A 22,496-nucleotide genomic window follows, 5' to 3' on the forward strand; every position below is an offset into this window, starting at 1 on the left:
CAAGGCGAAACCGCCGGAGGTCGAGAACAAGGGCAACATCGACCTCGTCGTGAAATATTACGACAAGCTGGCCGCCGCCTTCGGCGAGGACGACAATTGAGACTCTGACCCATCAGGACAACAAAGCCCCGACCACCGGTCGGGGCTTTTTTATTGTGCATGTGGAGGCACAGCGCTCAGCGGACGAACGCCGCCTCCATCGTCTTGCGAACCGCGACGGTCTCGTCCGATGCGTCCACCGCGACGTCGCTCCAGCGGACCACCGCACCATGGGCGACGTCGTTGATGACCTTCACCCGATGCGCAAGACCGATCGGCAGCGCGCCGATTGCGAGGCTCGATGCGGCCGGCAGCACCTTGCCCCAGACCGTATAGCCACCTTCGCCATCGAGCATCTCGCCGGCGCGGAGCTGCTTCTTGGCGACGGCGACGACATCGCCGCGGAAGCCGAGCGGCTGTCCCGTCGGCTCACGCCGCAGCGCCGCCGACAGCACCGACACGTTCAGCTCCAGCCCGATCAGATGATAAGGCTTGTACATCGCGGCATAGCGGCCGCTGGCGTCGGTCTTCAAGCCGTACTGACGGAAGCAGTCGGCAGCATAGTCGTTCGGCGCTTCCAGCACGACATAGACGCCCCAGCGCAGATCGCGAAACACCGGGCGGCCGTCACGCTCGAGCGATGACACCACCTCGACCATGCCCGATCGCTCGAGCACGCCGCCGCGCTCGCGCGGCCGCAGCACATGCGGCAGGTCATCGACGCCGCAAGGCGGAAACAGCAGGCCGTCCGACGGGACGTCGAGCCCGGTCGCATTGGCGATCGCCGCCATCTCGATCGCCGACTTGGTGCCGTCGAGGAAGGAGTTGAACATCTGCGGATTCATGCCTGCGGACTGCGCTTCGCCCGCGGTCAGCCCGTAGTGCTGCCAGACGCCGTCGGGCGTCACATCGTGATAGGCAGGCAGATACTTCGTGCCCTTGCCGGCGGCGACGACGTGAAAGCCGGTCGCGCGCGCCCAGTCGACGAGCTCGGCCGTCAGCGCCGGCTGGTCGCCATAGGCGAGCGAATAGACGACGCCCGCTTTGCGGGCCTCGTCCGCGAGCAGCGGTCCCGCCAGCACGTCGGCCTCGACATTGACCATCACGATGTGCTTGCCGGCCCTGATCGCCGCGCGCGCATGGCGGATGCCCGCGGCCGGGCTGCCGGTCGCTTCGACGACGACCTCGATGGTGTCGGCCAGCGCTTTCGCGCCATCGACGCTGAATGTCGTGCGTTCGATCAGCTCGGTGGGCCAGCCGACCGTGCGGCAGGCGTCGCGGGCGCGCTCGGGATCGAGATCGACGATGACCGGCACCTCGAGGCCCGCGACATGCGGCACTTGTGACAGAAACATCGAGCCGAACTTGCCGGCGCCAATCAGCGCGACGCGGACGGGCTTGCCGGAGGCGGCGCGGGCCTGGAGGAGAGCGTGGAGGTTCATGGGCGACCTTATCAGTTGTCGTCATTCCGGGGCGTGCGGAGCACGAGCCCGGAATCCATACTCACGATGGTGGTTATGGATCCGGGCTCATCGCTGCGCGATGCCCCGGAATGACGGAGGGAGTGTTACTCCGCCGCCTCGCGATGCGCTCGCGCGAGTTGCAGCAACGTATCATCCGGCAGCGTTTCGATCGGCCTGAAGTCGCGGTGCGCGATGTATTCCGGCCTGGTCGGCGTGCGGATGTGGTTCGAGACGGCGTTCAGCGTCAGGTACACGATCTTGCGCGGATAGGGGGTGATGTTGCCGGCGGAGCCATGCACCAGATTGCCGTGGAACATCAGCATGCCGCCGGGCTTGCCGATCGGCGCGACGATGCCGCCCTCGGCGACCAGGCGGGTGACCGTCGCCTCGTCGAGCGTCCACAGCGGATAGGAGGTCGTGGCAAGATCGTGCGAGGCCTCGAGATCGCCGGCGTGCTGGCTCTTCGGCACCAGCATCAGCGGACCGTTGATCGGCATCACCTCGTCGAGAAAGATCGCGATGTTCATCGCGCGCGGCTCCGGCATGCCATCGTCGCGCTTCCAGGTGCCGTAGTCCTGGTGCCATTGCCAGACATCGCCGGTGAACGCCGATTTGGCGTTGATCTTGAACTGATGCATGTAGAGCTTCTCGCCAAAAATCTGCTCGATCGGCTCGATCATGCGGGGATGCGCCGCCAGCACGCGGAACGCGTCATTGTAGAGATGCGCCGCGAACGCGGTGCGCGGCACACCGCTCTTCTCGCGCCAGACCTCGGGCCTGTCGGCCGCATAGATCGCCTCCGCCTCTCGGGCGAGGAAGGCGGTCTCCTCCGGGCTGAACAGCTCGGGCAGGAACAGCCAGCCCTCGCGGTTGAAGAATGCGACCTGTTCCGGCGTCAGCTTCATGGCGTTCTCCCTTGTTGTTTTCCTCGTTCGAGACGTCCGATCTTGCGCCGGCCGGTCTCCGCGGGCTTCGTATACGCACCTGTCGACATTGGCAGAATCCGGGTGGATCGCAACATTCTCCAAGCCTAGTTTGATCGGCAGATGATACGGGGCAGCGCGACGATGGAGCCCGCCATGTCAGACCAGAGCTACGCCATGTTTGAAACCGCGATCGGCACCTGCGCGATCGCCTGGGGGCCACGCGGCATCAACGCGCTCCAGTTGCCGATGGGCGGCGCCGTCCAGATCCGGACGCGGATGCAGCAACGCCATGCCGGGATCGCCGAGGCTGAGCCGCCGCAGCATGTGCAGCGCGTCATCGGACGCATCAAGGCGCTGCTGGCGGGCCAGCCGGATGATCTCAGCGACATCGACCTCGATCTCGACGGCGTCAGCGCGTTCCAGCGCGGCGTCTACGACATCGCCCGCCGCATCCCGCCGGGGCAGACGCTGACCTATGGCGACATCGCCAGGCAGCTCGGCGGAGTCGAGCTGTCGCGTGAGGTCGGCCAGGCGCTCGGACGCAACCCGTGCCCGATCGTCGTGCCCTGCCATCGCGTGCTCGCCGCCGGCAACAAGCCCGGCGGCTTCTCCGCCAATGGCGGCGTCGACACCAAGCTGAAGATGCTGGCGATCGAGGGGGCCGCGGTGAACTACACGCCGAGCCTGTTCGATTGATGGGCCGCCCGTCAGGCTGTTTGATCTCACGCGCGGGGCGTTCTATGCCATGAGGCAGCTTGTCTTCGCCTGATCCTGCAACGAGCCGCCGATGAAAATCCCGACGCTGCCCTTCACCGTCACCGACTGGTCCGCCGTTCCCGTCACCGAGCATCCGGGCGAGCAGGGCAAGGCGTATTGGCGGACACTGATGATCGGCGACATCAGGGTACGCCAGGTCGAATATACGCCCGGCTATCTGGCCGATCATTGGTGCGATCGCGGCCACATCCTGCTGGTGCTGGAAGGCGAGCTCGAAAGCGAGCTCAAGGACGGGCGCAAGTTCACGCTGTCGGCGGGAATGAGCTACCAGGTTTCGGATTTCGGCGATGCCGCACACCGGTCGTTCACCGCGACCGGCGCAAAGCTCTTTATCGTCGATTGAGGGCTAAACGGCTTCGCAGGCGAAGCCGTTGCCCTTGCGCGTGATGCGGCCGACCGAAGGAGAGGGGAAGTGCGCCGTGCAGCACAGCGTCGGCGTGTCGCAATAGCGATCGAGAAAAGCGCGCCGCGTCACTGCGGCCTGCGCGGGATCGACGTCGAACTTCGGTGACAGCTCGGGATAGGCGAACTGCAGCGGCGTGTGGATCAGGTCGCCCGCAAACACCGCGTCGTCCTGGCCCTTGCCGACGGCGACCGCGATATGGCCGGGCGTGTGCCCCGGGGTCGGCAGTAGCCGGACATGATCGCCAATCGCAAACGCGTCGCTGACGATGTCGGCCCGCTGCGCCTCGACCACCGGCAGCACGCTGTCGGCGAAGGCCGGCACCTCGGTCTTGGCATTTTGCGCAAGCCAATAGTCGTATTCGGCTTGCGCAAACACGTACCGCGCTTTGGGAAAGGTCGGCACCCAGCGGCCATTGTCGAGCCGCGTGTTCCAGCCGACGTGGTCGGTATGGAGATGGGTGCACATCACCACATCGATGTCGTCGACGGAGATGCCGGCCGCGGCGAGCGCGCGCATGTAGGTATCGTCGGTCTTCATGTTCCAGACCGGCCGCGCGCGCGGCTTGTCGTTGCCGATGCAGCTGTCGATCAGGATGGTGTGGTGAGGCGTCTTCACCACGTAGGACTGGAAGCACAGGATCAGGGTGTCCTGCGCGTCGAGTGCGTTGGCCGTTTGCAGAGCGCCGCGCTCGGCTGCCAGCATCTCCGGCGTCAGATCCGGAAACATCTCGCGCGCTGGCAGGAAGGTGGTCTCCTGCTCGATGATGCGATGGATGGTCGTGTCGGCAACCGAGAACGTCAGCATCGCGGCGCTTTCTTTCAGACAATCACGCCGCAGGCGGCACCGAGATCTTCACCGACTCGCGCTCCAGCATCTTCTGATGAAAGGCGTCGAGCGCCGGATAGGCCTTGCGCCAGCCGCAATCGGCGAAGCGGAAATCGGCATAGCCGAGCACGCAGACGAGACCGATCGAGACGATATCGAACGGACGCGTCAGCAGGTCGGGCTGCGCATTGAAGCGCGCCATGCCCATCCACGCCCTGTTCCAATGATCGTCGGACCAGGCCTGCCAGCGCGTGCCCTCGGGCCGCACCATCGCCTCGTAGCGGCACAGCAGCATGGAATCGAGCATGCCCTGCAGCATGGAATGCTCGCTCTTGACCTTCCAGCGCGACGGGCCGGAGGCCGGGATGAGCTTGTTGCCGCCGGCGAGCTCGTCGAGATATTCGACGATGACGTAGGAATCCAGGATGACGTCGCCATTGTCGAGGATCAGCACCGGCAGCTTCTTCAGCGGCGTGATCTTCATGTACTCGTCGTTGGCCTGGCCGGGCATGACAGCGGCGGGCGTGAACTCGATCTTGTCGATCAGGCCGAGCTCGATGGCGGCGATGCGCACCTTGCGGGCGAACGGCGAGGCGGGCGAGAAGGTGAGTTTCATCGAGGCATTCCTGTTGGCTCGCTGCGGATTGTTTGTCCCTCATTGCGAGGAGCGAAGCGACGAAGCAATCCAGAGCCGCGTGTGACGCCCTGGATTGCTTCCGCCTTCGCTCTTCGAGCTTCGGCGGACACGTCGCTTCGCTCGCAATGACGGAGATTGACGTTTAAGCCTCGATGATCTCCTGGCGCTGCTCGCCGAGGCGCTCGATGCCGAGGGTGACGACATCGCCGACGTTGAGGAAGGTCGGCGGCTTCATGCCCATGCCGACGCCGGGAGGCGTGCCTGTCGTGACGATGTCGCCCGGCAGCAGGGTCATGAACTGCGAGACGTAGGAAATGCACTTGGCCATCGAGAAGATCATCGTCGCCGTCGAGCCGGTCTGGCGGCGCTGGCCGTTGACGTCGAGCCACATCGACAGGTTCTGCACGTCCGGAATTTCGTCCTTGGTGACGAGCCACGGGCCGACCGGCCCGAAGGTGTCGTGCGACTTGCCCTTGGTCCACTGGCCCAGGCGCTCGATCTGGAAATTGCGCTCGGAGACGTCGTTGCAGATCGCGTAGCCGGCGACGTGGTTCAGCGCATCGGCCTCGGACACATACTTGGCGCGGGTGCCGATGATCGCGGCGATCTCGACCTCCCAGTCGAGCTTGGTCGAGCCGCGCGGCTTCTCGACCTGGTCATAAGGGCCGCACAGCGCGGTGTTGGCCTTGAGGAAGAAGATCGGCTCGGCCGGGATCGGGTTGCCGGTCTCCTTGGCATGATCGGAGTAGTTGAGGCCGATCGCCACGAACTTGGAGATGCCGGTGACGGGCGCGCCCAGCCGCGGCTTGCCGGACACCGCTGGCAGGGAGGCCGGGTCGATCGCGGCGAGCTTCTTCAGCGACTCCGGCGCGTAGGCGGCGCCATCGAGGTCCTTCACATGGGCCGACAGGTCGCGCAGCTGGCCGGATGCATCGATCAGGCCCGGCTTTTCCGCGCCTTTGTCGCCGTAGCGAACGAGCTTCATTTGGTTTCTCTCCCTCAGATCCTTGGTATTCCAGAGCCCTGTCATGAAGCATGGCGGGGCGAAATTCAACCTCGCGGGCTATGCGCTGCCGCCGCCCGGCACTGCTTCGAAGCGGAAGGCGGCCCCGTCGCGGCGGATGTGGCCGGCGTCGAAATGGCCGCCGATCACCAGCGTGCCGGTGTCGGCGAAACGGGAGAACAGCGCCCGCCGCGTGGCCGCCGCCTGCGCCGGATCGGAATCGACCGTCGAGCTCCACTCCAGATGCGCCATCTGGCAGGGATGGTGCGCGACGTCGCCGCTCAGCAGTGCCTGCGCACCATCGGAGCGGATGTGCAGGCTGACGTGCCCGGGGCTGTGGCCGGGCGTCGGGATCAGCGTGATCTCGTCGCTGATCCCGGCATCGCTGGCCACCAGCTCGGCCCTGCCGGCGTCCACGATCGGCTGTACGGAATCCGCGAAGGTCGCGGTCTCGTCGGCTGCCGCGCTGTGGTCGCGCCAGTGCTCATATTCAGTGCGGCCGAAGATGTAGCGGGCGTTCGGAAAGGTGGGAATCCAACGGCCGTCGACGAGGCGCGTATTCCAGCCGACATGATCGACGTGGAGATGCGTGCAGATCACCATGTCCATGCTGTCAGGCGGAAATCCGGCTGCGCTCATCGTCTCCAGGAAGGGCGTCGAGCGGGCATTCCACACCGGCACGCTGCGCCCCTGCTTGTCGTTGCCGAGGCCGGTGTCGACGACGATGCGCTTGCTCGGGGTCTCCAGCACCAGGCTGTGGATCGACATCTTCAGCCTGCCTTCGGCGGTGGCGAAATCGGGGCTGAGCCAGGAGAGCTCGCGGATCGCCTCGGGCGTCGCCTGCGGCAGGATGAAGCGGGTGCCGCCCACCGTCTCCAGCTCGGTGAATTTGGTGATCCTGACCCTGCCGACCGTCCACTGCATACGCGCTTCCTCGTTTGTTCTTATAGCGCGCGACGATGCCGTGTCGGACGTTCCAGCGCAATGGATCGAGTTTCGGGAACAAGCGTTGTCGTGACCAATCCACGAGGAGAGGGTCATGCCCGAGCTGACGATATCACCCGAGAAGGTCGCCTTCCTGATCGAGAAGGCCCGCGAGTTCGACGTCAAGGAGCAGGCGACCGCCGACGATTCCGGCTCGAATGCCGCCGACGACGACATGATCGACGTGCTGCAGGACAGCGGTGACGATCCCGTCGTGCGCGAGATCACCGGCTTCATCAACGCCATGACCGAAGACGAGCAGACCGATCTGGTTGCCCTGATGCGGCTCGGCCGCGGCGACGGCGATATCGACGAATGGGACGATCTGCGCCGCGAAGCCGCCGGCCAGCGCGACCGCCACACCGCGCGCTATCTGCTGGGCGAGCCGATGCTCGGCGATCTGCTCGCGGAGGGCCTGGACGCGTTCAGCATCGACTGGACGGAAGGGCGAACGACGGCGGATTCGTCGAGCCCGAGCCAGCGCGATGAGGACGAGATCACGAAGCAGTAGTTGTCTTCGAGCCCGGCTGATTTCCGCGCGGTCGGTGCGCTCCCTCTTCCCGTTCTTCACGGGGAGAGGGTTGGGGTGAGGGGCAGCCGCACGGGAAGTGTGAGAAGGGCATACGCGCCGGGAGTGTTTGCCGTTGGACCTGTACCCCCTCACCCGGATTGCATCTTCGATGCAATCCGACCTCTCCCCGCAAGCGGGGCGAGGTAGACTCGCAGCGATCGCCGCGCCCAAAAGTCAGCGACAGCAGACGCTGGGCTTACAGCGTGCCCGGGAACGCACCACCATCCAGCAGGATGTTCTGTCCCGTGATGTAGCCGGACTTGGCGGCGCAGAGGAACGCGCAGGCCACGCCGAACTCTTCGGGATCGCCGAAGCGGCCGGCGGGGTTGGTCTTGGCGCGGTCGGCCAGGATCTGCTCCGGCGTGACACCGCGCTTCTCGGCTTCGCCCTTCGCCGTCGAACGCAGCCGGTCGGTCTCGAACGGGCCCGGCAGCAGCGCGTTGATCGTGACGTTGTTGATCACGGTCTTGCGCGACAGGCCGGCGACGAAGCCGGTCAGGCCGGCGCGGGCGCCGTTGGACAGGCCGAGAATGTCGATCGGCGCCTTCACCGCGGCCGAGGTGATGTTGACGATGCGGCCGAACTTGCGCGCCATCATGCCGTCCACGGTCGCCTTGATCAGTTCGATCGGCGTCAGCATGTTGGCGTCGATCGCCTTGATCCAGTCGTCGCGGGTCCAGTTGCGGAAATCGCCGGGCGGCGGCCCGCCGGCATTGTTGATCAGGATGTCCGGATCCGGGCAGGCCGCGAGCACGGCGGCGCGGCCCTCGGGCGTGGTGATGTCGCCCGCCACTTCGGTCACGGTGATGCCGGGATTGGCAGCGCGAATCTCGGCCGCTGTCTTGGCCAGCGCCTCGGCGCCGCGCGCGGTAATCGTGACATGCACGCCCTCATTGGCGAGCGTGATGGCGCAGGCGCGGCCCAATCCCTTGCTGGAGGCGCAGACGATGGCGCGGCGGCCCTTGATCCCGAGATCCACGATTGATCACTCCGATATGTCAGTGGCTGGATGATGCGCGCATTCTAGCCGCCCGGACCGCCGCTGATAAGAGCAGCCGGCCTGTGCCGAATTGCATGGCTCGACGCGCTCAGATGCGGCGTTCCTGCTTGAGCCGGTCGATCAGGCCGGCGACTTCAGGCGGCAGCGAGCGGAAGCCTTTTGCACCTGCGAGCGACAGGATCGGCCGCAGCCGGGAGCCTTCCAGAAAGCGCGGCTGGCGTTCGACCGGAACGATTCTGTCGAATACCAGCACGAGCGTGGTGGCGACCATCGCGACGCGGATGGCGCCGAGCAGGGCGCCGCCGAGCCGGTCGCCGAAGCCGGCTTCGGGACCGATCGTCTCGTCGAGCAGGATGCGTCCGATCTTGCCCAGAGCCGCACCGATGACCACGAACGCCGCGAAGAACTGCAGCCAGCCCTGGGCCAATGGGAGACCGCGCACGTCCTGCAATTGCGGGCTCATCGCGGCCACCACCCCCATCGCCAACGGCATCGCCAGGAGATAGGCGAGGATCGTGATCGCGCTGCGCAAGAGGCCGGTCGAGAAGCCGCTGTAGACGGCAATCACCAGGGCGATACAAGCGGCGAGGTCGAACATATTCATGATGGATATGCTTGGGTTGTAGGGCGGCCCCGTAAACAATTCGCCTTCTCGCTCCGTCAAATCGTCTGTATCAATCGCGGCAACGAAACGAGGGAAACGCGAGGGATCTCTGCATGTCCAACCTGTTCGACGTCAGCCGCGAGGTGATCCTGATCACCGGCGCGAGCCAGGGACTTGGCCGGCAGTTCGCGCGCGTGCTGTCGGCCCATGGCGCGGCCGTTGCGCTGGCGGCACGCCAGACCGGCAAGCTCAAGGCGCTGGAGGAGGAGATCAAGGCCAAGGGCGGCCGCGCCGCCGCGGTCGAGATGGACGTGACCAGCAATGCCTCCATCGCCAAGGCGCTGGATGCCGCCGAGGCTGGGCTCGGGCCGGTCACCGTGCTGATCAACAATGCCGGCATCGCGGCGGAGAAGCTCGCGGTCGAGCAGAGCGAGGCCGATTGGGACGCGGTGATCGGCGCCAATCTGAAGGGCGCCTATTTCGCCGCGACCGAAGTCGCGCGCCGCATGATCGCGCGGAAGGCGCCGGGCAACATCATCAATATCGCCTCGGTGCTCGGCTTCAGCGTCGTCAAGTTCGTCTCGCCCTATGCGATCTCCAAGGCCGGCGTGGTGCAGGCCACCAAGGCGCTGGCGCTGGAACTCGCCGCCAACAACATTCGCGTCAATGCGCTGGCGCCGGGCTATATCGACACCGACATCAACCGCGCCGTCTGGGAGACGCCGGCCGGCGAGAAGCTGATCAAGCGCATCCCGCAGCGGCGCATCGGTCATGAGAGCGACCTCGACGGCGCCATCATGCTGCTGGCCTCGAACGCGTCGCGCTACATGACCGGCAGCGTGGTGACCGTGGATGGCGGCTTCCTGCTGACCTAATTGGCGCGCATCTCGCCCCGGATCATGTCCGCAGCCTTCTCGCCGATCATGATCGTCGGCGCGTTGGTGTTGCCCCCGATCAAGGTCGGCATGATCGAGGCATCGACGATGCGCAAGCCCGAAAGCCCGTGCACGCGGAGCTGAGGATCGACGACGGCGAGCGGATCATCCACGCCCATCTTGCAGGTGCCGACGGGGTGATAGACGGTGTCGACGCGGTCACGCAGGACGGCGCGGATATCGTCGTCGGTTCTGACGTCCGAGGTGAACAGATCGCGTGTGGCAAGGCCGCGCATCGCCGGTGTCTCCATCAGCCGCCGCGTGGTCTTGTATCCGGCCACCATCGTCTCGACGTCCTCCTCTTCGCCGAGGAAGTTTGGATCGATCAGTGGCGGCGCGAGCGGATCCGCTGTTTTCAACGACACGGTGCCCCGGCTCTTCGGCCGCAGCAGACAGAAGTGACAGGAGAAGCCGTTGCCGTGACGCTTGCGGCCGTGGTCGTCGGTGACGGCCATGCCGAAATGCAGCTGGATGTCGGGGATGTCGAGGTTGGGATCGCTCTTCAGGAAGCCGCCGCATTCAGCGAAATTCGATGTCAGCACGCCGCGCCGTTCGCGCCGGTACTGGCCGATTCCCGCCAGCAGCCTGCGGATGCCTTTTGGCGACAGCGACGAGAAGTTCGGGTTGTCGGAGGTGTAGGCGAAGATGAAGTCGGGATGGTCCTGCAGGTTCTGGCCGACACCGGGCAGATGATGAACGCTGGCAATGCCGTGTTTGGCGAGTGCCGTCGCATCGCCGACGCCGGAGAGCATCAGCAGTTGCGGCGTCTGGAATGCGCCGGAAGCGAGGATCACCTCGCGGCGGCAGCGGATCTCCTTGACCTCCTTGCCCTGCCGATACTTCACGCCGACCGCGCGCTGGCCGTCGAACAGGATCATCGAGGCATGCGCTGAGGTCTCGACGCGCAGATTGCGGCGGCCGAGATGAGGCTGGATATAGGCGCGCGCCGCGCTCCAGCGCTCGCCGTTCTGCTGGGTGACCTGGTAGAGGCCGAGACCTTCCTGGGTTTCCGCGTTGAAGTCCTCGCGGATCGGAAACTGCGCCTCGCGCGCCGCCTGAAGGAAGATCTCGTGCACGGGATTTCCGGTGCGCAGCCGGTTGACCGGCAGCGGTCCGGATTGGCCATGATATTCGCCATTGAACTCGGCATTGTTCTCGGCGCGTCTGAAATAGGGCAGCACGTCGTCATACGACCAGCCGGGATTGCCGAGCGCGGCCCATCGGTCGTAGTCGGCGCGATGGCCACGGATATAGACCATGGCGTTGATCGCGGAGGAGCCGCCGAGCCCGCGGCCGCGCGGCTGATAGCCGACGCGGCCGTTGAGACCCTTCTGCGGCACCGTCGTGAACGCCCAGTTGTTGACGGTACCTGCCACCATCAGGAACAGCATGTACGGCGTAGTGACGATCCAGTTGTCGTTGCGTCCGCCGGCATCGAGCAGCATCACCGACGTGCCCGGATCTTCCGACAGACGCCCCGCGACGGTCGCTCCGCCACTGCCGCCACCCACGACGATGAAATCGACTTCCTCCGCCACGCGCGTTTTCTCCCTGATGTTTTTGCTTTTTTGGCCGTCATTCCGGGGCGCCGCGCGCTGCGCGGCGAACCCGGAATCTCGATGTTTGAGTTTCGATCATCTCCAGATTCCGGGTTCGCGCTGCGCGCGCCCCGGAATGACGGGGCCTTGATCAGCTCAGAAACCGCAGCAGCTTCTCGATCCGTGCGATGCTGGCGCCATAGGGCGGATAGAGATCCTTCATGCGGTTGAAGGGCGAGCGGTAGAACACCGGCTTCAGCTTACTGAAGCTGTTGAAGCCCCATTCGCCGTGATAGTGGCCGATGCCGGAGGCGCCGACGCCGCCCATGGGCTGGTTCATCTGCGCGAAATGCAAGAGGCAATCGTTGATGGTGACGCCGCCGGACACGGTGCGCGCTAGCACCTGGTCGCGGGCGGTCTCGTCGCGGCCGAACCAGTACAGCGCCAGCGGCCGGTCGTGGGCGTTGATGGAGCGGATCACCTCGTCGGCGTCGCGATAGGTCAGGATCGGCAGCAGGGGGCCGAAGATTTCCTCCTGCATGATCGCCATCTCGGCGGTCGCGCCGACCACGACCGTTGGCGGAAACTTCCGCAGCTTCTTCCAGGCGGGGTCTTCCGGGCTGGTCGTGCTCAGCGGCTTGGCGCCGCGTGCGATCGCATCGCGCAGCAGGCCTTCCAGTCGGGCATAGTGCCGGTCGGAGATGATCGACGTGTAGTCGCCATTGGCGGGGTTGGTGCCGAACATCTGCATCATGTGGCGATGGAGCTTGCCGGCGAAGGCGTCGCGCTGCGGCTCCGGCACGAAGACATAGTCCGGTGCGATGCAGGTCTGTCCGGCGTTGAGCAGCTTCGCATAGGCGATGCGCTCGGCGGCCTCGTCGAGATCCGCCGAGACGTCGACGATGGTCGGCGACTTGCCGCCGAGCTCGAGCGTGACAGGGGTGAGGTTGCGTCCGGCGGCCTCGGCGACGATGCGGCCGACGCGGGTCGAGCCGGTGAACACCAAATGATCGAACGGCAGCGCCGCGAAGGCCTGTGCTACACCGTCCTCGATCCCGGTGACGGACAGCTCCGTCGCGGCGAAGGTCGCGGCGATCAGCTCCTTCAGCAGCGCCGAGAACCGGGGCGTGAGCTCGCTCGGCTTGATCAAGACGCGGTTGCCGGCGGCGAGAGCTCCGATCGCCGGCGCGAGCGTCAGTTGCAGCGGATAGTTCCAGGGCGCGATGATGCCGACGACGCCGAGCGGCTGCGGCAGCAGGCGATTGCGCGCGGGAAAGAACTGCAATGAGGTGGCGATTCGCCGCGGGGCCATCCAGCGCGGCAGCATCTTCAGCGTGTGCTTCAGCTCGGTCTGCAGGAACAGCGTCTCGGCGATGGTGGTCTCGACCGCGCAGCGATGGCCGAAATCGTCCGAGATCGCCTGCTCGAGGCGCTTCTCGTTGCCGGCGAGCATGGTCCGCAACCGCGTCAGGCTCGCCTGCCGCGCGGCCAGATCAGGGGGTGGCGCGTTGCGCGAGGCCTCGATCATGGCGTGGAATGCGTCGTCGAGCGCGGTGACCGGGGGGGTCTTCAGGGAGTGGTCCATCGACGTCTCCTCGCATGTCCTGCGGCCGCGTTCCGGCCGTCATTCTGGTCGCATCGAAGCTGCCGCGTTGCGGAACCAATGGCAAGCGCGGCGAGGCCGCGGATGCTGTCTAAGGGCCGGACGGATGCGGCGGTAGCCTGCCGCCGATTCCCCGTGTCCCGCAGGCGGCCATGCCGTTGTCCATGACGTTTGCGCCAGCGCGCCCGCCAGAGATCGCTGACGTTTCTGAGCCAAGCTTCTAATTCATTGATTAAACTAGAATTTCTGAACGGCAGGCGGAGGAGTCGCCGGTGTCACAATCCGGCAAAAAAACTTCCGAAAAGGCCTTTCCAAACCCGCCTCGCATTGGTACATACCGCCCGCACCCGATGGCCGGCACGGCCGACGGGCTCAAGCCTTCTCAGGAAGCTTTGGGATGAACTCGGCGACGCTCAGACGCGTCAGCCAGGAGCACCCGGCAATTCCCTGAAGGCGTGCACAAGTTAACGCGGGGTGGAGCAGCCCGGTAGCTCGTCAGGCTCATAACCTGAAGGTCATAGGTTCAAATCCTATCCCCGCAACCAAGACTGAACTCCCGTAGCCGACCGGCTGCGGGAGTTTTGTTTTTGTGCGTCCTTTTGCCGTCGTAACGAACAGCGTCTTGAGGTCCGGTCCGCCGAAGTAGACGCATGTCGGGTTGGTCGCTGTTCGCGCCAACGCATGCGCCGTCAGTCTTTTCTTGGACGCTGGGCAAAGCGTTATCAGTACCTGGTCGGCGCCGGCACCGCAGTGCGGTTCACGGGCACCGTAACAGGCTGGTAGGAGAATACGTCGCGGCTGCGCGGATCGACGGTGACCTCGAGCCAGCGTACATCGTTGTTGTCGTTGCCCTGGTTGTCGTCGAACGTTTCGACGCGGACGAAATTCTCCAGCCGCTGCTGTTGAGGATAATCGAAATTGCATGTGCAAGATCCCCCAAGATCTCGGTTGCGCGGCCGCTTGCAGGGAAGCGGCCGCGCAACGATGCGGAGCCTCGATAGCGGGGACGTGACGATCGTCTGACATCCTCCTGACGGATCTGCGATGCCGGTCGCGGCCAATACGCTTGATCAGATGATCAGAGCCCGCCGTATTGTGCGGCGGGCTCCTCATCATGGTCGCTTTCAATTACCAGCGATCGCCGCCGTAGCCGTGATGATCGTGGTCGTGATGGTGCCAGCCATCATCGCCATCGTGATCGCCGTCCCGATCCGCGAACACGAACAGATTCATGAGGTCGCCGATCGCCGGGCGATTCCGCGGCACATACAGGTGATCGTCACGATCATGGATCGGATTGGGGAGATGGTCGCGGCTGACGGCCGAGATCGTCGGCAGCCGCCAGTTGCGCTCGATGAACTTCAACAGCGAGACATGGTCGTAATAGGTGTGGTCGACATGGCCCTTCTTGGCGAGCGGGGAGACGACGATGAACGGGATGCGGGTGCCGTCACCGAGGAAATCCACCGGCTGGACGTAGCCGGAGTCGTAGTAGCCGCCGCCTTCGTCGGTCGTGATGAAGATTGCGGTCTTGGCCCAGATCTTCGGATTGGCCTTGACGCGATTGATCAGCGCCTCGAGGAACTTCTCGTAGAGGTCGGTGGTCGAGTCGGCCGGGTGGCCGGCCAGTGCCTCGAACGGGCGCACGAACGAGACGGCAGGCAGCGTGGAGTTCTCGACGTCCTTGATGAACGCGCCATAGTTCTGCAGCTTGGCTTCCTCCGACGGGGTCTTCATGATCTTGATGAAGCCGGTCAGCGGATCGCAGATGCCGCAATAAGAGTGGAACAGCAGCGGCACGCCGTCGACGCTCTTGGCGAAGGTGGTGGCGTCGTCGCCGCGATCGGCGCTGTAATACTTCCACGACACGCCCCGCGCCGTCATCACGTCGGCAATGGTGGGGGCGCTCTGCGGCGGCAGCACGAACTTGTCGGAGCCGAGCGCATTCGGCTTCGTGCTGCTCTGATTCCAGAACATGTTGTAGTTATTGACCAGATAATAGTGGTTCGGCGCGCAGCGGTTGTCGTAGACGCCGTTCTTGAGCAGCTGCTCGTTGATCGCGGCCACCCCCGGTGCGGTCGGGTCGGAGCAATTGACGTAGGAGCCGCCGCTATAGCCGTCCTGTTTGTAGTAATTGTTGGTGCCGGGGACCGGATCCGGGTTCTCGATCTGGTTGGCATAGGGCACTGCTGGAGCGCCGTTCATGGTTTCGGGGTTGGTGAAGAACGCCGCGTGTCCGGTCACCAGCGACTGGAAGTTGGCGCCGGTGCCGCCCATGATCGCCTGGTGATAGTTGTCGCTGATCGCATATTCGTCGGCCAGCTGCTTGAAGAACGGCGCATCGCCGGGCTGCGCCTTGCCGGTCGCGTCGGTGAACGGGTTCATGTTGTAGAACCCCATCGAGATAGCGCCTTCCATCGGGTTGAAGCCGCCGGCCGGATAGGGCTTGCCGTTCGAGCCGGTGCCGATGGTCTGTTCGACCCACACGAACTTGTCGTGCTTGCCGCCGTCGATGTCCTGCCACATCTGGAAGAACCGATGCACCGGATCGCCAGTGTAGGCGGCATAGGTCACGTATTTCGAGATCTGGTACGGCCCGTTGGGAAGATTGGCCGGAAAGCGGGTGTCGAGCACGTTCTGCGGCAGGCCGATGCCGTAGGTCGTGTAGGGCTGCGGCAAGGTCGCATAGGCGCCGGTCGAGGCGGTCTCGGCGCCGTAGCGCACCTCATCGCGGCCGATCCGCTGCTCGGCCTTCTTGAAATGCCGGCCGGGTGAGCCGTCTTCATTGACGATGCCCTTGCTCAGCAGATTGTCGATGCTCTGGCCCGGCTTCGGCTTGTACGTGCCGAACAGATTGTCGAAGGTGTGGTTCTCACCGACGATGATGATGACGTGCTCGATGGGCGTGCTGGTCGCAGGGCCTGCGAAGGCCGGTGCGACGCTGGTGGCGGTGAGCACAGCAGTGGTCGCTAGCGCGATCGCCTTGGATCGCGTGACTATTCTGGTCATGGATGTCTCCCGACGGAGTGGTGGTCGGCACCGGCTCGGAGTGATGCAGCGCCTGCGACGATTTATCGCGGCAACAAATTGCAATGCAGTGTCGATCTCGATGCGGTTTTGTGACAGCGCGCAACGAAACGACACGCGTGCGCCGTCCCGCGGATCGCAGCGATGCGTCAGCTGGCAGCGGATGTCTGCTGATGGGATGTGCGGGAGCGGCGAGCCGCGATCAGAACTGGCCGGGAATCCAGGCGAGCGCCAGCGCCTGGCCTTGCGCGATCTGGCTCGCCGACATCTTCGACGCGACCGCATTGCGCAGGCGCAGATAGTAGCTGCGCTGCGCATGACCGGTATTGGCAGCTGCAAGATTCAGCCATTTGTAGGCGAGCACCACGTCCTGCGGGACGCCGTGGCCCTTGTCGTACATCAGCCCGAGCATGGCTTGGCCGAACGGGTTGCCGGCGGCGGCGGCCTGACAATAGAGATCGCTGGCGACGACATAGGCCTGCGGCGTGCCGAAGCCGTTCTCGTACATGAAGCCGAGCATGGCCTGGGCGCGCGGATCGCCGCGCAAGGCGAGCGGCGTGAGCACGCGGACCGCACGGACGAAGTCACCCCGCGCATAGGCGCTCCGGGCCGCCGCGACCGAGTCGGCATACGCAAGTGAGGGCCAGCTGCCCAGCAGCAGGCAGGCCGCGGCGAGCGCGAGGATGGAGCCGCGCCGCGTCGGTCTCGCCGTACGACGGGTCTCAGCGCGTGGTGCGGACACGCAGTTCATCCGTGATGGCGGCTCCGACCGAGCCGCGGAGCTTGGAACGGAGTTCTTCGGCCACTTGATGCGCATCGCTGCCGTCCCTGATGATCTGCGGGCGGATGAAGATGATCAGCTCGGTCCGCGTGCCCTTCTTGCCCTGATGCGAGAAGGCGTCGCCCAGCACCGGAATTTCATCGAAGCCCGGAATGCCGTTGCGGTTGCCGTTCTGCTGCTCACTGATCAGGCCGGCGAGCAGCACCGTCTGGCCGTTGGCGACCGAGATCGCGCTCTTGACCTTGCGCTGCGACACCGTCGGCGTCAGGCTCGATGAGCTCTGCGCCGCGACGTTGCTGATTTCCTGCTCGACCTCGAGCCGCACATTGCCGTTGGCCGCGATGCGCGGCACGACGCGCAGGATGATGCCGGTGTTGCGATAGTCGATGGTGTTGACGACGGTGTTGCTCGACGACAGCACCGTGGCGCTGCCAGTGGAGACCGGCACGACGTCGCCGACCTGCAGCGTCGCGGTCTGGTTGTTGATCACCACCAGCGAGGGATTGGACAGCACCTTGACGCTGGTCACGGTGTGAAGCGCGTCCAGGATGATGTTGGGCGACGTCTCGCTGCCGATCAGGAAGTTGAAGCCGGGAAGCGCGCGATTGATGAGAGCGCTCGCGGCGGTTGACGCCGTGGCCGTGGCGACCGATGTTGCCTGCGTGTTGGAGATCGAGCCCCGATCGGTGCCGAGGCCGAGGAACTTGCTCGAGAGATAGGACTGGACGCCATAGGACAGCTCGTTGGTCAAGGTGACCTCGGCGATGGTTGCCTCGATGCCGACCTGGAGCACCGGCTGATCGAGCTGCTGCAGCGTGCTGGAGATGGTGCGGTAGTTCTCGCGGTCGGCGTAGATCAGCAGCGAATTGTTGACCGTGTCCGGCGTGATGCGCACGTTGGGCATCAGCGCCTGTCCGCCCGCGCCGCCGCTGCGCGACTCCAATCCGGTCGAGGTCGGCGGAGTGCTGGCGGGACTGGAGTTCGAAGTGGCGGTGCCGGTCAGGCCCGATGCGCCCTGCATGCGGCTCGACGGATTGGCGCCGGAGCTGGACGAGCCCGTGTTGAAGGACAGTCGGTCGGCAACGGAGGTCGTGGTGCCGTCCGAGCCCGGCGCCGTCTGGCCGTCTGCGCTGTCCGTGGATGACGACGAGCCGGCGCCGCCGAACATGTCGGAGAGGATCTTGGCGAGCTGCCGCGCATCGCCGTAGCGGATTCGATAGACGTGGACGCTGGTGCGCCCGGAGTCCGCCTGGTCGAGCCGTCGGATCCAGGTCGCGGCGCTCTGCAGCAGCGCCGGCTTGCGTGCCACCACCATGATCGCATTCAGCCGGCTGATGACCTGCAGCTTCACCAGGTTCTGGCTCAGCCCGTTCTCGCCGCTGTCCATGATCTTCTCGAGCTCAGCCACGATCGGCTCGGGCGCCGAGTTGCTGACCGGAAACACGCCGACCGATTGGCCGCGCATCCAATCGACGTCGAAGCTCAGCGCCGTCTCGATCGCGGAGCGCCGCTCGGGTCCGGTGCCCTGGATGAGCAGCAGGTTTCGTGTCGAATCCGCGCGCACGCTGCCGGCGCGGGTGGCGAAGCTGTCCATCAGCTTGAGGATGGTCTGCGCGCCGACATATTGCAGCGGCACCACCGAGACGCCGTAGCCCGGCTCGGCGCGGCCCGCCTCGCCATCGACCCGGCCGCCGCCGATCGCGTCGCCGAGCGGCGTCAGCTTGTAGCCGCCGCCCTCGCGCACCAGCACGACGCCGGACAGCCGAAGCGCGCTTTCAAGAACAAAGAGAATATCGGACTTCGGCACCGGGCGCGCCGACACCAGGCTGACGCTGCCCTGCACGCGCGGATCGATCGAGTAACCGACGCCGAGAATGTCGCCGATCACCACTTTGGCGACCGCGGCAATCGGCGTGTTCTCGAAGTTGAGGTCATAGCCCTTGCCGTCGGCGGCCGGCAGCGGCCTGGCCTCGGCAACCTCTTGCACCATCGTCCCCTGATAGGTCCGGGCCGTCGCACGCTCGGCCTCGGGGCGGCTCTGGATCGATGCCACCGGTGTGTTGTCACGCGGCAGGATGTCGAGCGACCGCACCTTGTCGATGACGTCGACGTCCGCCGGCGCGCTGGCCTGGGAGTTCAGGGTCGCCATGTTGCATGACGCGAGCGACACTGCGATCGCGAGCAATGAGGCATGACGGACAACCGCAGCGGACTGGCTTCGATTGCCGAGACGAAACATGGACTTGCCGATCTACTCGTGTGGACTGGCCCAAACGTCGTGAGGCACGTCCGGACCCGAGCCTGCATAGCGACCTAATATGACACTTATGTATCTTCGCTGAGAGCGGCCGGCCTTTGCGCCGCCTGTGTGTCTCAAATGTCGGTGTCGCTGTTTTCGTACAGCCGTCATGTTCGCGATCGATAACGTCGGTCGCCAGTTGCGGGGTGCCGAGACGTTGGGCCGGCACGGGCGCCACCCGGATCACGCCATGAGCGGAACACTCTCGACTCAATTCCAGGCCTATTTGCGCGAGCGCCATCCGCGGGCGTCCGGCGACGTTGCAGCTGCGGGCGAGGCGCAGACGGCGCTGTGGGACAAGTTTGGCCTCACGGCCGAGGTCTTCGCACAGGAGGTTGCGGACTTCACGGGCCTGGAGCGCGCGCCGCTGCGTGATCTCCTCGCGGCCCAGCCGGCCGTCGGAGAATTCTCCGAGCGTTTTCTGCGCGAAGTCCTCGGCTATCCCTACAGGACCGCCGAAGGCGGGGCCGTGTTCGCGATGGCCGATCCGACCGATCAGGCGGTGCGTCGCGCGGCCGAACTGGTGCTCGGTCCGGCCACGCTGTTCAAGGTCGCTTCGCACGAGGACATCGCCGTGGTGCTCGACCAGCGGCTAGGCTCCGGCGATGATTCCGAGATGTTGCCGGCCCAGGAGCTCCGCGACGACGATGTCGAAAGCCTTCGCGACCTCGCCAGCGGCGCGCCGGTCGTTCGCGCCGTCAACGATCTCATCGAGAGAGCGGTGGAGATGCGCGCCAGCGACATCCACATCGAACCGTTCTCGACCGGACTCGTGGTCAGGCTCCGGGTTGATGGCCTGTTGCGGCCGATCGCGGCGCCCACCGGCGTCCTGCCGCAGGCGGTGATCTCGCGCATCAAGATCGTGGCCGGTCTCAACATTGCCGAGCGCCGCCTGCCGCAGGACGGGGCCGCGCGCATCCGTGCCGGTCGCGCGGAGATCGATGTCCGCGTCGCTATCATGCCGACGCAGCATGGCGAGTCCGCCGTGCTACGCATCCTGCCGAAGGATCGCTCGCAGCTGGTCGCGAGCCGCCTCGGGCTCTCGACGCGCGACGACACGGCTCTTCGGCGCCTGATGACGCTGCCGCATGGCATGATCGTGATCACCGGGCCGACCGGCAGCGGCAAGACCACGACGCTGGCGACGATCCTGTCGATGCTCAACACGCCCGAGCGCAAGATCCTCACCGTCGAGGATCCCGTGGAATATGAGATTCCCGGAATCAACCAGTCGCAGATCAAGCCCGCGATCGGGCTGACCTTCGCCAGCGCGCTGCGCTCCTTCGTTCGCCAGGATCCCGACGTCATCATGGTCGGCGAGATCCGCGACAGCGAGACCGCGCATGTCGCGGTGCATGCGGCGTTGACCGGCCATCTCGTGCTGACCACGCTGCATACCGAAACGGCGGCGGCGGCCGTGCCGCGCCTGCTCGATCTCGGCGTGGAAGGCTATCTCCTGCGCTCGACGTTGCGCGCGGTCATCGCCCAGCGCCTGGTGCGTCAGCTCTGCGAGCACTGCAAGGTCGCCCGGCCGATCGACGACGAGACCTGCCGCGACGATCCGCGCCTCGGTCACCTCGGCCTCGTGCCCGGCGACATCGTCTGGCATCCGGCCGGTTGCGAGCGTTGCGGCGGAAGCGGCTATCGCGGCCGGGTCGGCGTGTTCGAATTGCTCGAACTGACCAGCGGTCTGCGTCAGCTGATCGCCGACGGCGCAGATGGCCTCGCGATCGACCGGCAGGCGATGCAGGAGGGCATGACGACGATGCTGGATGATGGCGTCGCCAAGTGTCGCGCCGGCGTCACCTCCGTGTCCGAACTGCTTCGTGTTCTCGTGGCGCGCTGAGGTGAATGGTGCCGAACTATCGCTATCGCGCGCTGACACAATCCGGCGACATCGTGGTCGGTTCGATCGAGGCTCCGTCGCGTGGCGAGGTGGAGCAGCGCATTTCCTATCTGCAACTGCTGCCGATCGAGACCGTCGAGGAGAAGAAGGCGGGCGCGGGATCTTCGATCGGACTCTCGTTCGGAGGCCCGACGGCCGCGGAGGTCACGACGTTCACGCGCGATCTGGCCTTGCTGCTCAGGGCGGGCGCACGACTCGACGATGCCTTGGACCTGCTGTCGAGCGACTCCGATCTCGGCCGTCTTCGCCCTGTCGTGGCACGGCTGCGCGCGGCCATCATGAGCGGTGAGAGTTTCGCCGATGCCGCCGCGGCGCAGCCGGCGCTGTTCTCGCCGATGTACGTCGCCTTGATGCGTGTCGGCGAGGCCTCCGGAACACTCGATCACGTGCTGACCGCGCTCGCCGGCGAGCGGGAGCGATCCGAGGCGACGCGGCGCAAGCTGACCGATGCGATGCAGTACCCCGCCTTTGTGTTCCTCGCCGCGATCGGCGTGATGCTGTTCTTTCTCGTCGCCGTGCTGCCGAATTTCTCCGCGGTGCTGCGCGATTTCGGCGGCCGCGCCGATACCGCGCTCGGCTTCTTCATGACGCTGTCGGACCTCCTCCGCGCCAATGCGACGGTCATCGCGCTGTGCTGTGCTGCCCTGATCGCGGTCGCCTGGTGGCTCCTGCGACAGGCCGCCGTCCGCGCCGCGCTGACCAGCGCGCTGGCCGTGGTGCCCGGCATCGGCAGCATCCTGATGTTCTATCGAACGAGCCTGTTCTGCCGGAATCTCGGCCTGCTGCTCGGCTGCGGCGTCAATCTGAGCGCGGCGCTGCGCATCCTGGTCGACGTGATGTCGGTGACATCGTCGCGCACGCCGTGGTCCGCGGCCGCGGACCGCGTGCGTCACGGCGGCAAGCTGTCCCAGGCGCTGTCGACGGACAACATGCTGCCGCCGATGGCGCTGCGCATGCTGCGGCTCGGCGAGGAGACCGGCCAGTTGCCGACGCTGTCGACGCGCATTGCCGAATTCTATGAGGCCAAGCTGCAGCGCGGGCTCGATCGCGTCGTCGGCATCGTCGGGCCTGCCGCCATTCTGCTCATCAGTATCGTCGTGGGAGGTCTGATCGTGTCGATCATGACGGCCCTTCTTTCAGTCACCCAGCTGGTCGGCTGATCGCGTTCAAGG

Annotated in this window: 21 protein-coding genes and 1 tRNA gene (1 of these 22 cut by a window edge); 8 read left to right on the top strand and 14 right to left on the bottom strand. The window is 65.5% G+C overall.

Features of this window, described 5'->3' with window-relative positions:
- A protein-coding gene (locus tag ACQR1Y_RS32125; protein ID WP_434879595.1) for a hypothetical protein crosses the window boundary here: on the top strand, window positions 1-100 show its 3' portion. It extends 494 nt beyond the left edge of the window; only the last 100 of its 594 coding nucleotides appear in the window; its start codon lies off the left edge, out of view; it ends in the stop codon at window positions 98-100.
- A 76-nt stretch (window positions 101-176) separates the two neighbouring features.
- Here ACQR1Y_RS32125 and ACQR1Y_RS32130 read toward each other — a convergent pair whose 3' ends face one another.
- Complete coding sequence (locus ACQR1Y_RS32130) at window positions 177-1,481, bottom strand: NAD(P)H-dependent oxidoreductase (protein ID WP_434879594.1); 1,305 nt, start codon at window positions 1,479-1,481, stop codon at window positions 177-179.
- A 125-nt stretch (window positions 1,482-1,606) separates the two neighbouring features.
- A complete protein-coding gene (locus tag ACQR1Y_RS32135) occupies window positions 1,607-2,407 on the bottom strand; it encodes a phytanoyl-CoA dioxygenase family protein (RefSeq protein ID WP_434879593.1) in 801 nt (266 codons plus the stop codon).
- Between the two features lie 174 nt (window positions 2,408-2,581).
- Between ACQR1Y_RS32135 and ACQR1Y_RS32140 the strand changes: the two genes are divergently transcribed.
- On the top strand, window positions 2,582-3,124 hold the full coding sequence (locus ACQR1Y_RS32140) for a methylated-DNA--[protein]-cysteine S-methyltransferase (RefSeq protein WP_434879592.1): 543 nt from the start codon (window positions 2,582-2,584) through the stop codon (window positions 3,122-3,124).
- Between the two features lie 91 nt (window positions 3,125-3,215).
- Window positions 3,216-3,548 carry a DHCW motif cupin fold protein gene (locus ACQR1Y_RS32145; RefSeq protein ID WP_315722021.1) on the top strand — a complete coding sequence of 111 codons (333 nt, stop codon included), beginning with the start codon at window positions 3,216-3,218 and terminating at the stop codon, window positions 3,546-3,548.
- A 3-nt stretch (window positions 3,549-3,551) separates the two neighbouring features.
- On the opposite strand, the gene ACQR1Y_RS32150 is transcribed toward ACQR1Y_RS32145, so the two are convergent.
- The 4 genes from ACQR1Y_RS32150 to ACQR1Y_RS32165 all read right to left on the bottom strand — a co-directional run bounded on the left by ACQR1Y_RS32150 (window position 3,552) and on the right by ACQR1Y_RS32165 (window position 7,000).
- Window positions 3,552-4,415, bottom strand: a complete 864-nt coding sequence (locus ACQR1Y_RS32150) for an MBL fold metallo-hydrolase (protein ID WP_434879591.1) — start codon at window positions 4,413-4,415, stop codon at window positions 3,552-3,554.
- Between the two features lie 22 nt (window positions 4,416-4,437).
- Window positions 4,438-5,052 (bottom strand): glutathione S-transferase family protein, encoded by a 615-nt coding sequence (locus ACQR1Y_RS32155; protein ID WP_434859901.1) that lies wholly within the window; start codon window positions 5,050-5,052, stop codon window positions 4,438-4,440.
- Window positions 5,053-5,215: 163 nt separating this feature from the next.
- Window positions 5,216-6,058 (bottom strand): fumarylacetoacetate hydrolase family protein, encoded by an 843-nt coding sequence (locus tag ACQR1Y_RS32160; protein WP_434879590.1) that lies wholly within the window; start codon window positions 6,056-6,058, stop codon window positions 5,216-5,218.
- 78 nt (window positions 6,059-6,136) lie between these two features.
- The gene (locus tag ACQR1Y_RS32165; RefSeq protein WP_434879589.1) at window positions 6,137-7,000 is read right to left on the bottom strand and encodes an MBL fold metallo-hydrolase; all 864 of its coding nucleotides are present in this window, start codon (window positions 6,998-7,000) and stop codon (window positions 6,137-6,139) included.
- A 115-nt stretch (window positions 7,001-7,115) separates the two neighbouring features.
- Here ACQR1Y_RS32165 and ACQR1Y_RS32170 point away from each other — a divergent pair, with 115 nt between their 5' ends.
- Complete coding sequence (locus ACQR1Y_RS32170) at window positions 7,116-7,571, top strand: DUF3775 domain-containing protein (protein WP_434879588.1); 456 nt, start codon at window positions 7,116-7,118, stop codon at window positions 7,569-7,571.
- Between the two features lie 256 nt (window positions 7,572-7,827).
- Here ACQR1Y_RS32170 and ACQR1Y_RS32175 read toward each other — a convergent pair whose 3' ends face one another.
- Both ACQR1Y_RS32175 and ACQR1Y_RS32180 read right to left on the bottom strand, forming a co-directional pair.
- On the bottom strand, window positions 7,828-8,610 hold the full coding sequence (locus ACQR1Y_RS32175; protein WP_434879587.1) for an SDR family oxidoreductase: 783 nt from the start codon (window positions 8,608-8,610) through the stop codon (window positions 7,828-7,830).
- A gap of 109 nt (window positions 8,611-8,719) precedes the next feature.
- Complete coding sequence (locus tag ACQR1Y_RS32180) at window positions 8,720-9,235, bottom strand: CvpA family protein (RefSeq protein WP_434879586.1); 516 nt, start codon at window positions 9,233-9,235, stop codon at window positions 8,720-8,722.
- 113 nt (window positions 9,236-9,348) lie between these two features.
- On the opposite strand from ACQR1Y_RS32180, the gene ACQR1Y_RS32185 reads away from it, so the two are divergent.
- Window positions 9,349-10,110 carry an SDR family NAD(P)-dependent oxidoreductase gene (locus ACQR1Y_RS32185; protein WP_434879585.1) on the top strand — a complete coding sequence of 254 codons (762 nt, stop codon included), beginning with the start codon at window positions 9,349-9,351 and terminating at the stop codon, window positions 10,108-10,110.
- On the opposite strand, the gene ACQR1Y_RS32190 is transcribed toward ACQR1Y_RS32185, so the two are convergent.
- Entirely contained in the window at window positions 10,107-11,708 is a 1,602-nt protein-coding gene (locus tag ACQR1Y_RS32190) for a GMC family oxidoreductase (RefSeq protein ID WP_434879584.1), read from the bottom strand. The genes ACQR1Y_RS32185 and ACQR1Y_RS32190 overlap by 4 nt on opposite strands.
- A gap of 151 nt (window positions 11,709-11,859) precedes the next feature.
- Complete coding sequence (locus ACQR1Y_RS32195; protein WP_434879583.1) at window positions 11,860-13,293, bottom strand: coniferyl aldehyde dehydrogenase; 1,434 nt, start codon at window positions 13,291-13,293, stop codon at window positions 11,860-11,862.
- Window positions 13,294-13,779: 486 nt separating this feature from the next.
- Here ACQR1Y_RS32195 and ACQR1Y_RS32200 point away from each other — a divergent pair.
- Window positions 13,780-13,856 (top strand) — tRNA-Met (locus ACQR1Y_RS32200).
- Between the two features lie 177 nt (window positions 13,857-14,033).
- Here ACQR1Y_RS32200 and ACQR1Y_RS32205 read toward each other — a convergent pair.
- From ACQR1Y_RS32205 to gspD, 4 genes are all read right to left on the bottom strand, one after another.
- Window positions 14,034-14,372 (bottom strand): hypothetical protein, encoded by a 339-nt coding sequence (locus ACQR1Y_RS32205; RefSeq protein WP_434879630.1) that lies wholly within the window; start codon window positions 14,370-14,372, stop codon window positions 14,034-14,036.
- Window positions 14,373-14,439: 67 nt separating this feature from the next.
- Window positions 14,440-16,320, bottom strand: a complete 1,881-nt coding sequence (locus ACQR1Y_RS32210) for an alkaline phosphatase family protein (RefSeq protein ID WP_434879582.1) — start codon at window positions 16,318-16,320, stop codon at window positions 14,440-14,442.
- Window positions 16,321-16,540: 220 nt separating this feature from the next.
- A complete protein-coding gene (locus tag ACQR1Y_RS32215; RefSeq protein WP_434879581.1) occupies window positions 16,541-17,089 on the bottom strand; it encodes a tetratricopeptide repeat protein in 549 nt (182 codons plus the stop codon).
- Window positions 17,061-19,358 (bottom strand): type II secretion system secretin GspD, encoded by a 2,298-nt coding sequence (gene gspD / locus ACQR1Y_RS32220; RefSeq protein WP_434879580.1) that lies wholly within the window; start codon window positions 19,356-19,358, stop codon window positions 17,061-17,063. The genes ACQR1Y_RS32215 and gspD overlap by 29 nt, the downstream gene beginning before the upstream one ends.
- 250 nt (window positions 19,359-19,608) lie before the next feature.
- Here gspD and ACQR1Y_RS32225 point away from each other — a divergent pair, with 250 nt between their 5' ends.
- Together ACQR1Y_RS32225 and ACQR1Y_RS32230 are read left to right on the top strand one after the other, a co-directional pair.
- Window positions 19,609-21,264: a GspE/PulE family protein gene (locus tag ACQR1Y_RS32225; protein ID WP_434859912.1), complete on the top strand. Its 1,656-nt coding sequence runs from the start codon at window positions 19,609-19,611 to the stop codon at window positions 21,262-21,264.
- A gap of 8 nt (window positions 21,265-21,272) precedes the next feature.
- Entirely contained in the window at window positions 21,273-22,484 is a 1,212-nt protein-coding gene (locus ACQR1Y_RS32230) for a type II secretion system F family protein (RefSeq protein WP_434859913.1), read from the top strand.
- The last annotated feature ends 12 nt before the right edge of the window (window positions 22,485-22,496 follow it).

This window comes from Bradyrhizobium sp. HKCCYLRH3099, assembly GCF_051167855.1.
Classification (GTDB): Bacteria; Pseudomonadota; Alphaproteobacteria; order Rhizobiales; family Xanthobacteraceae; genus Bradyrhizobium.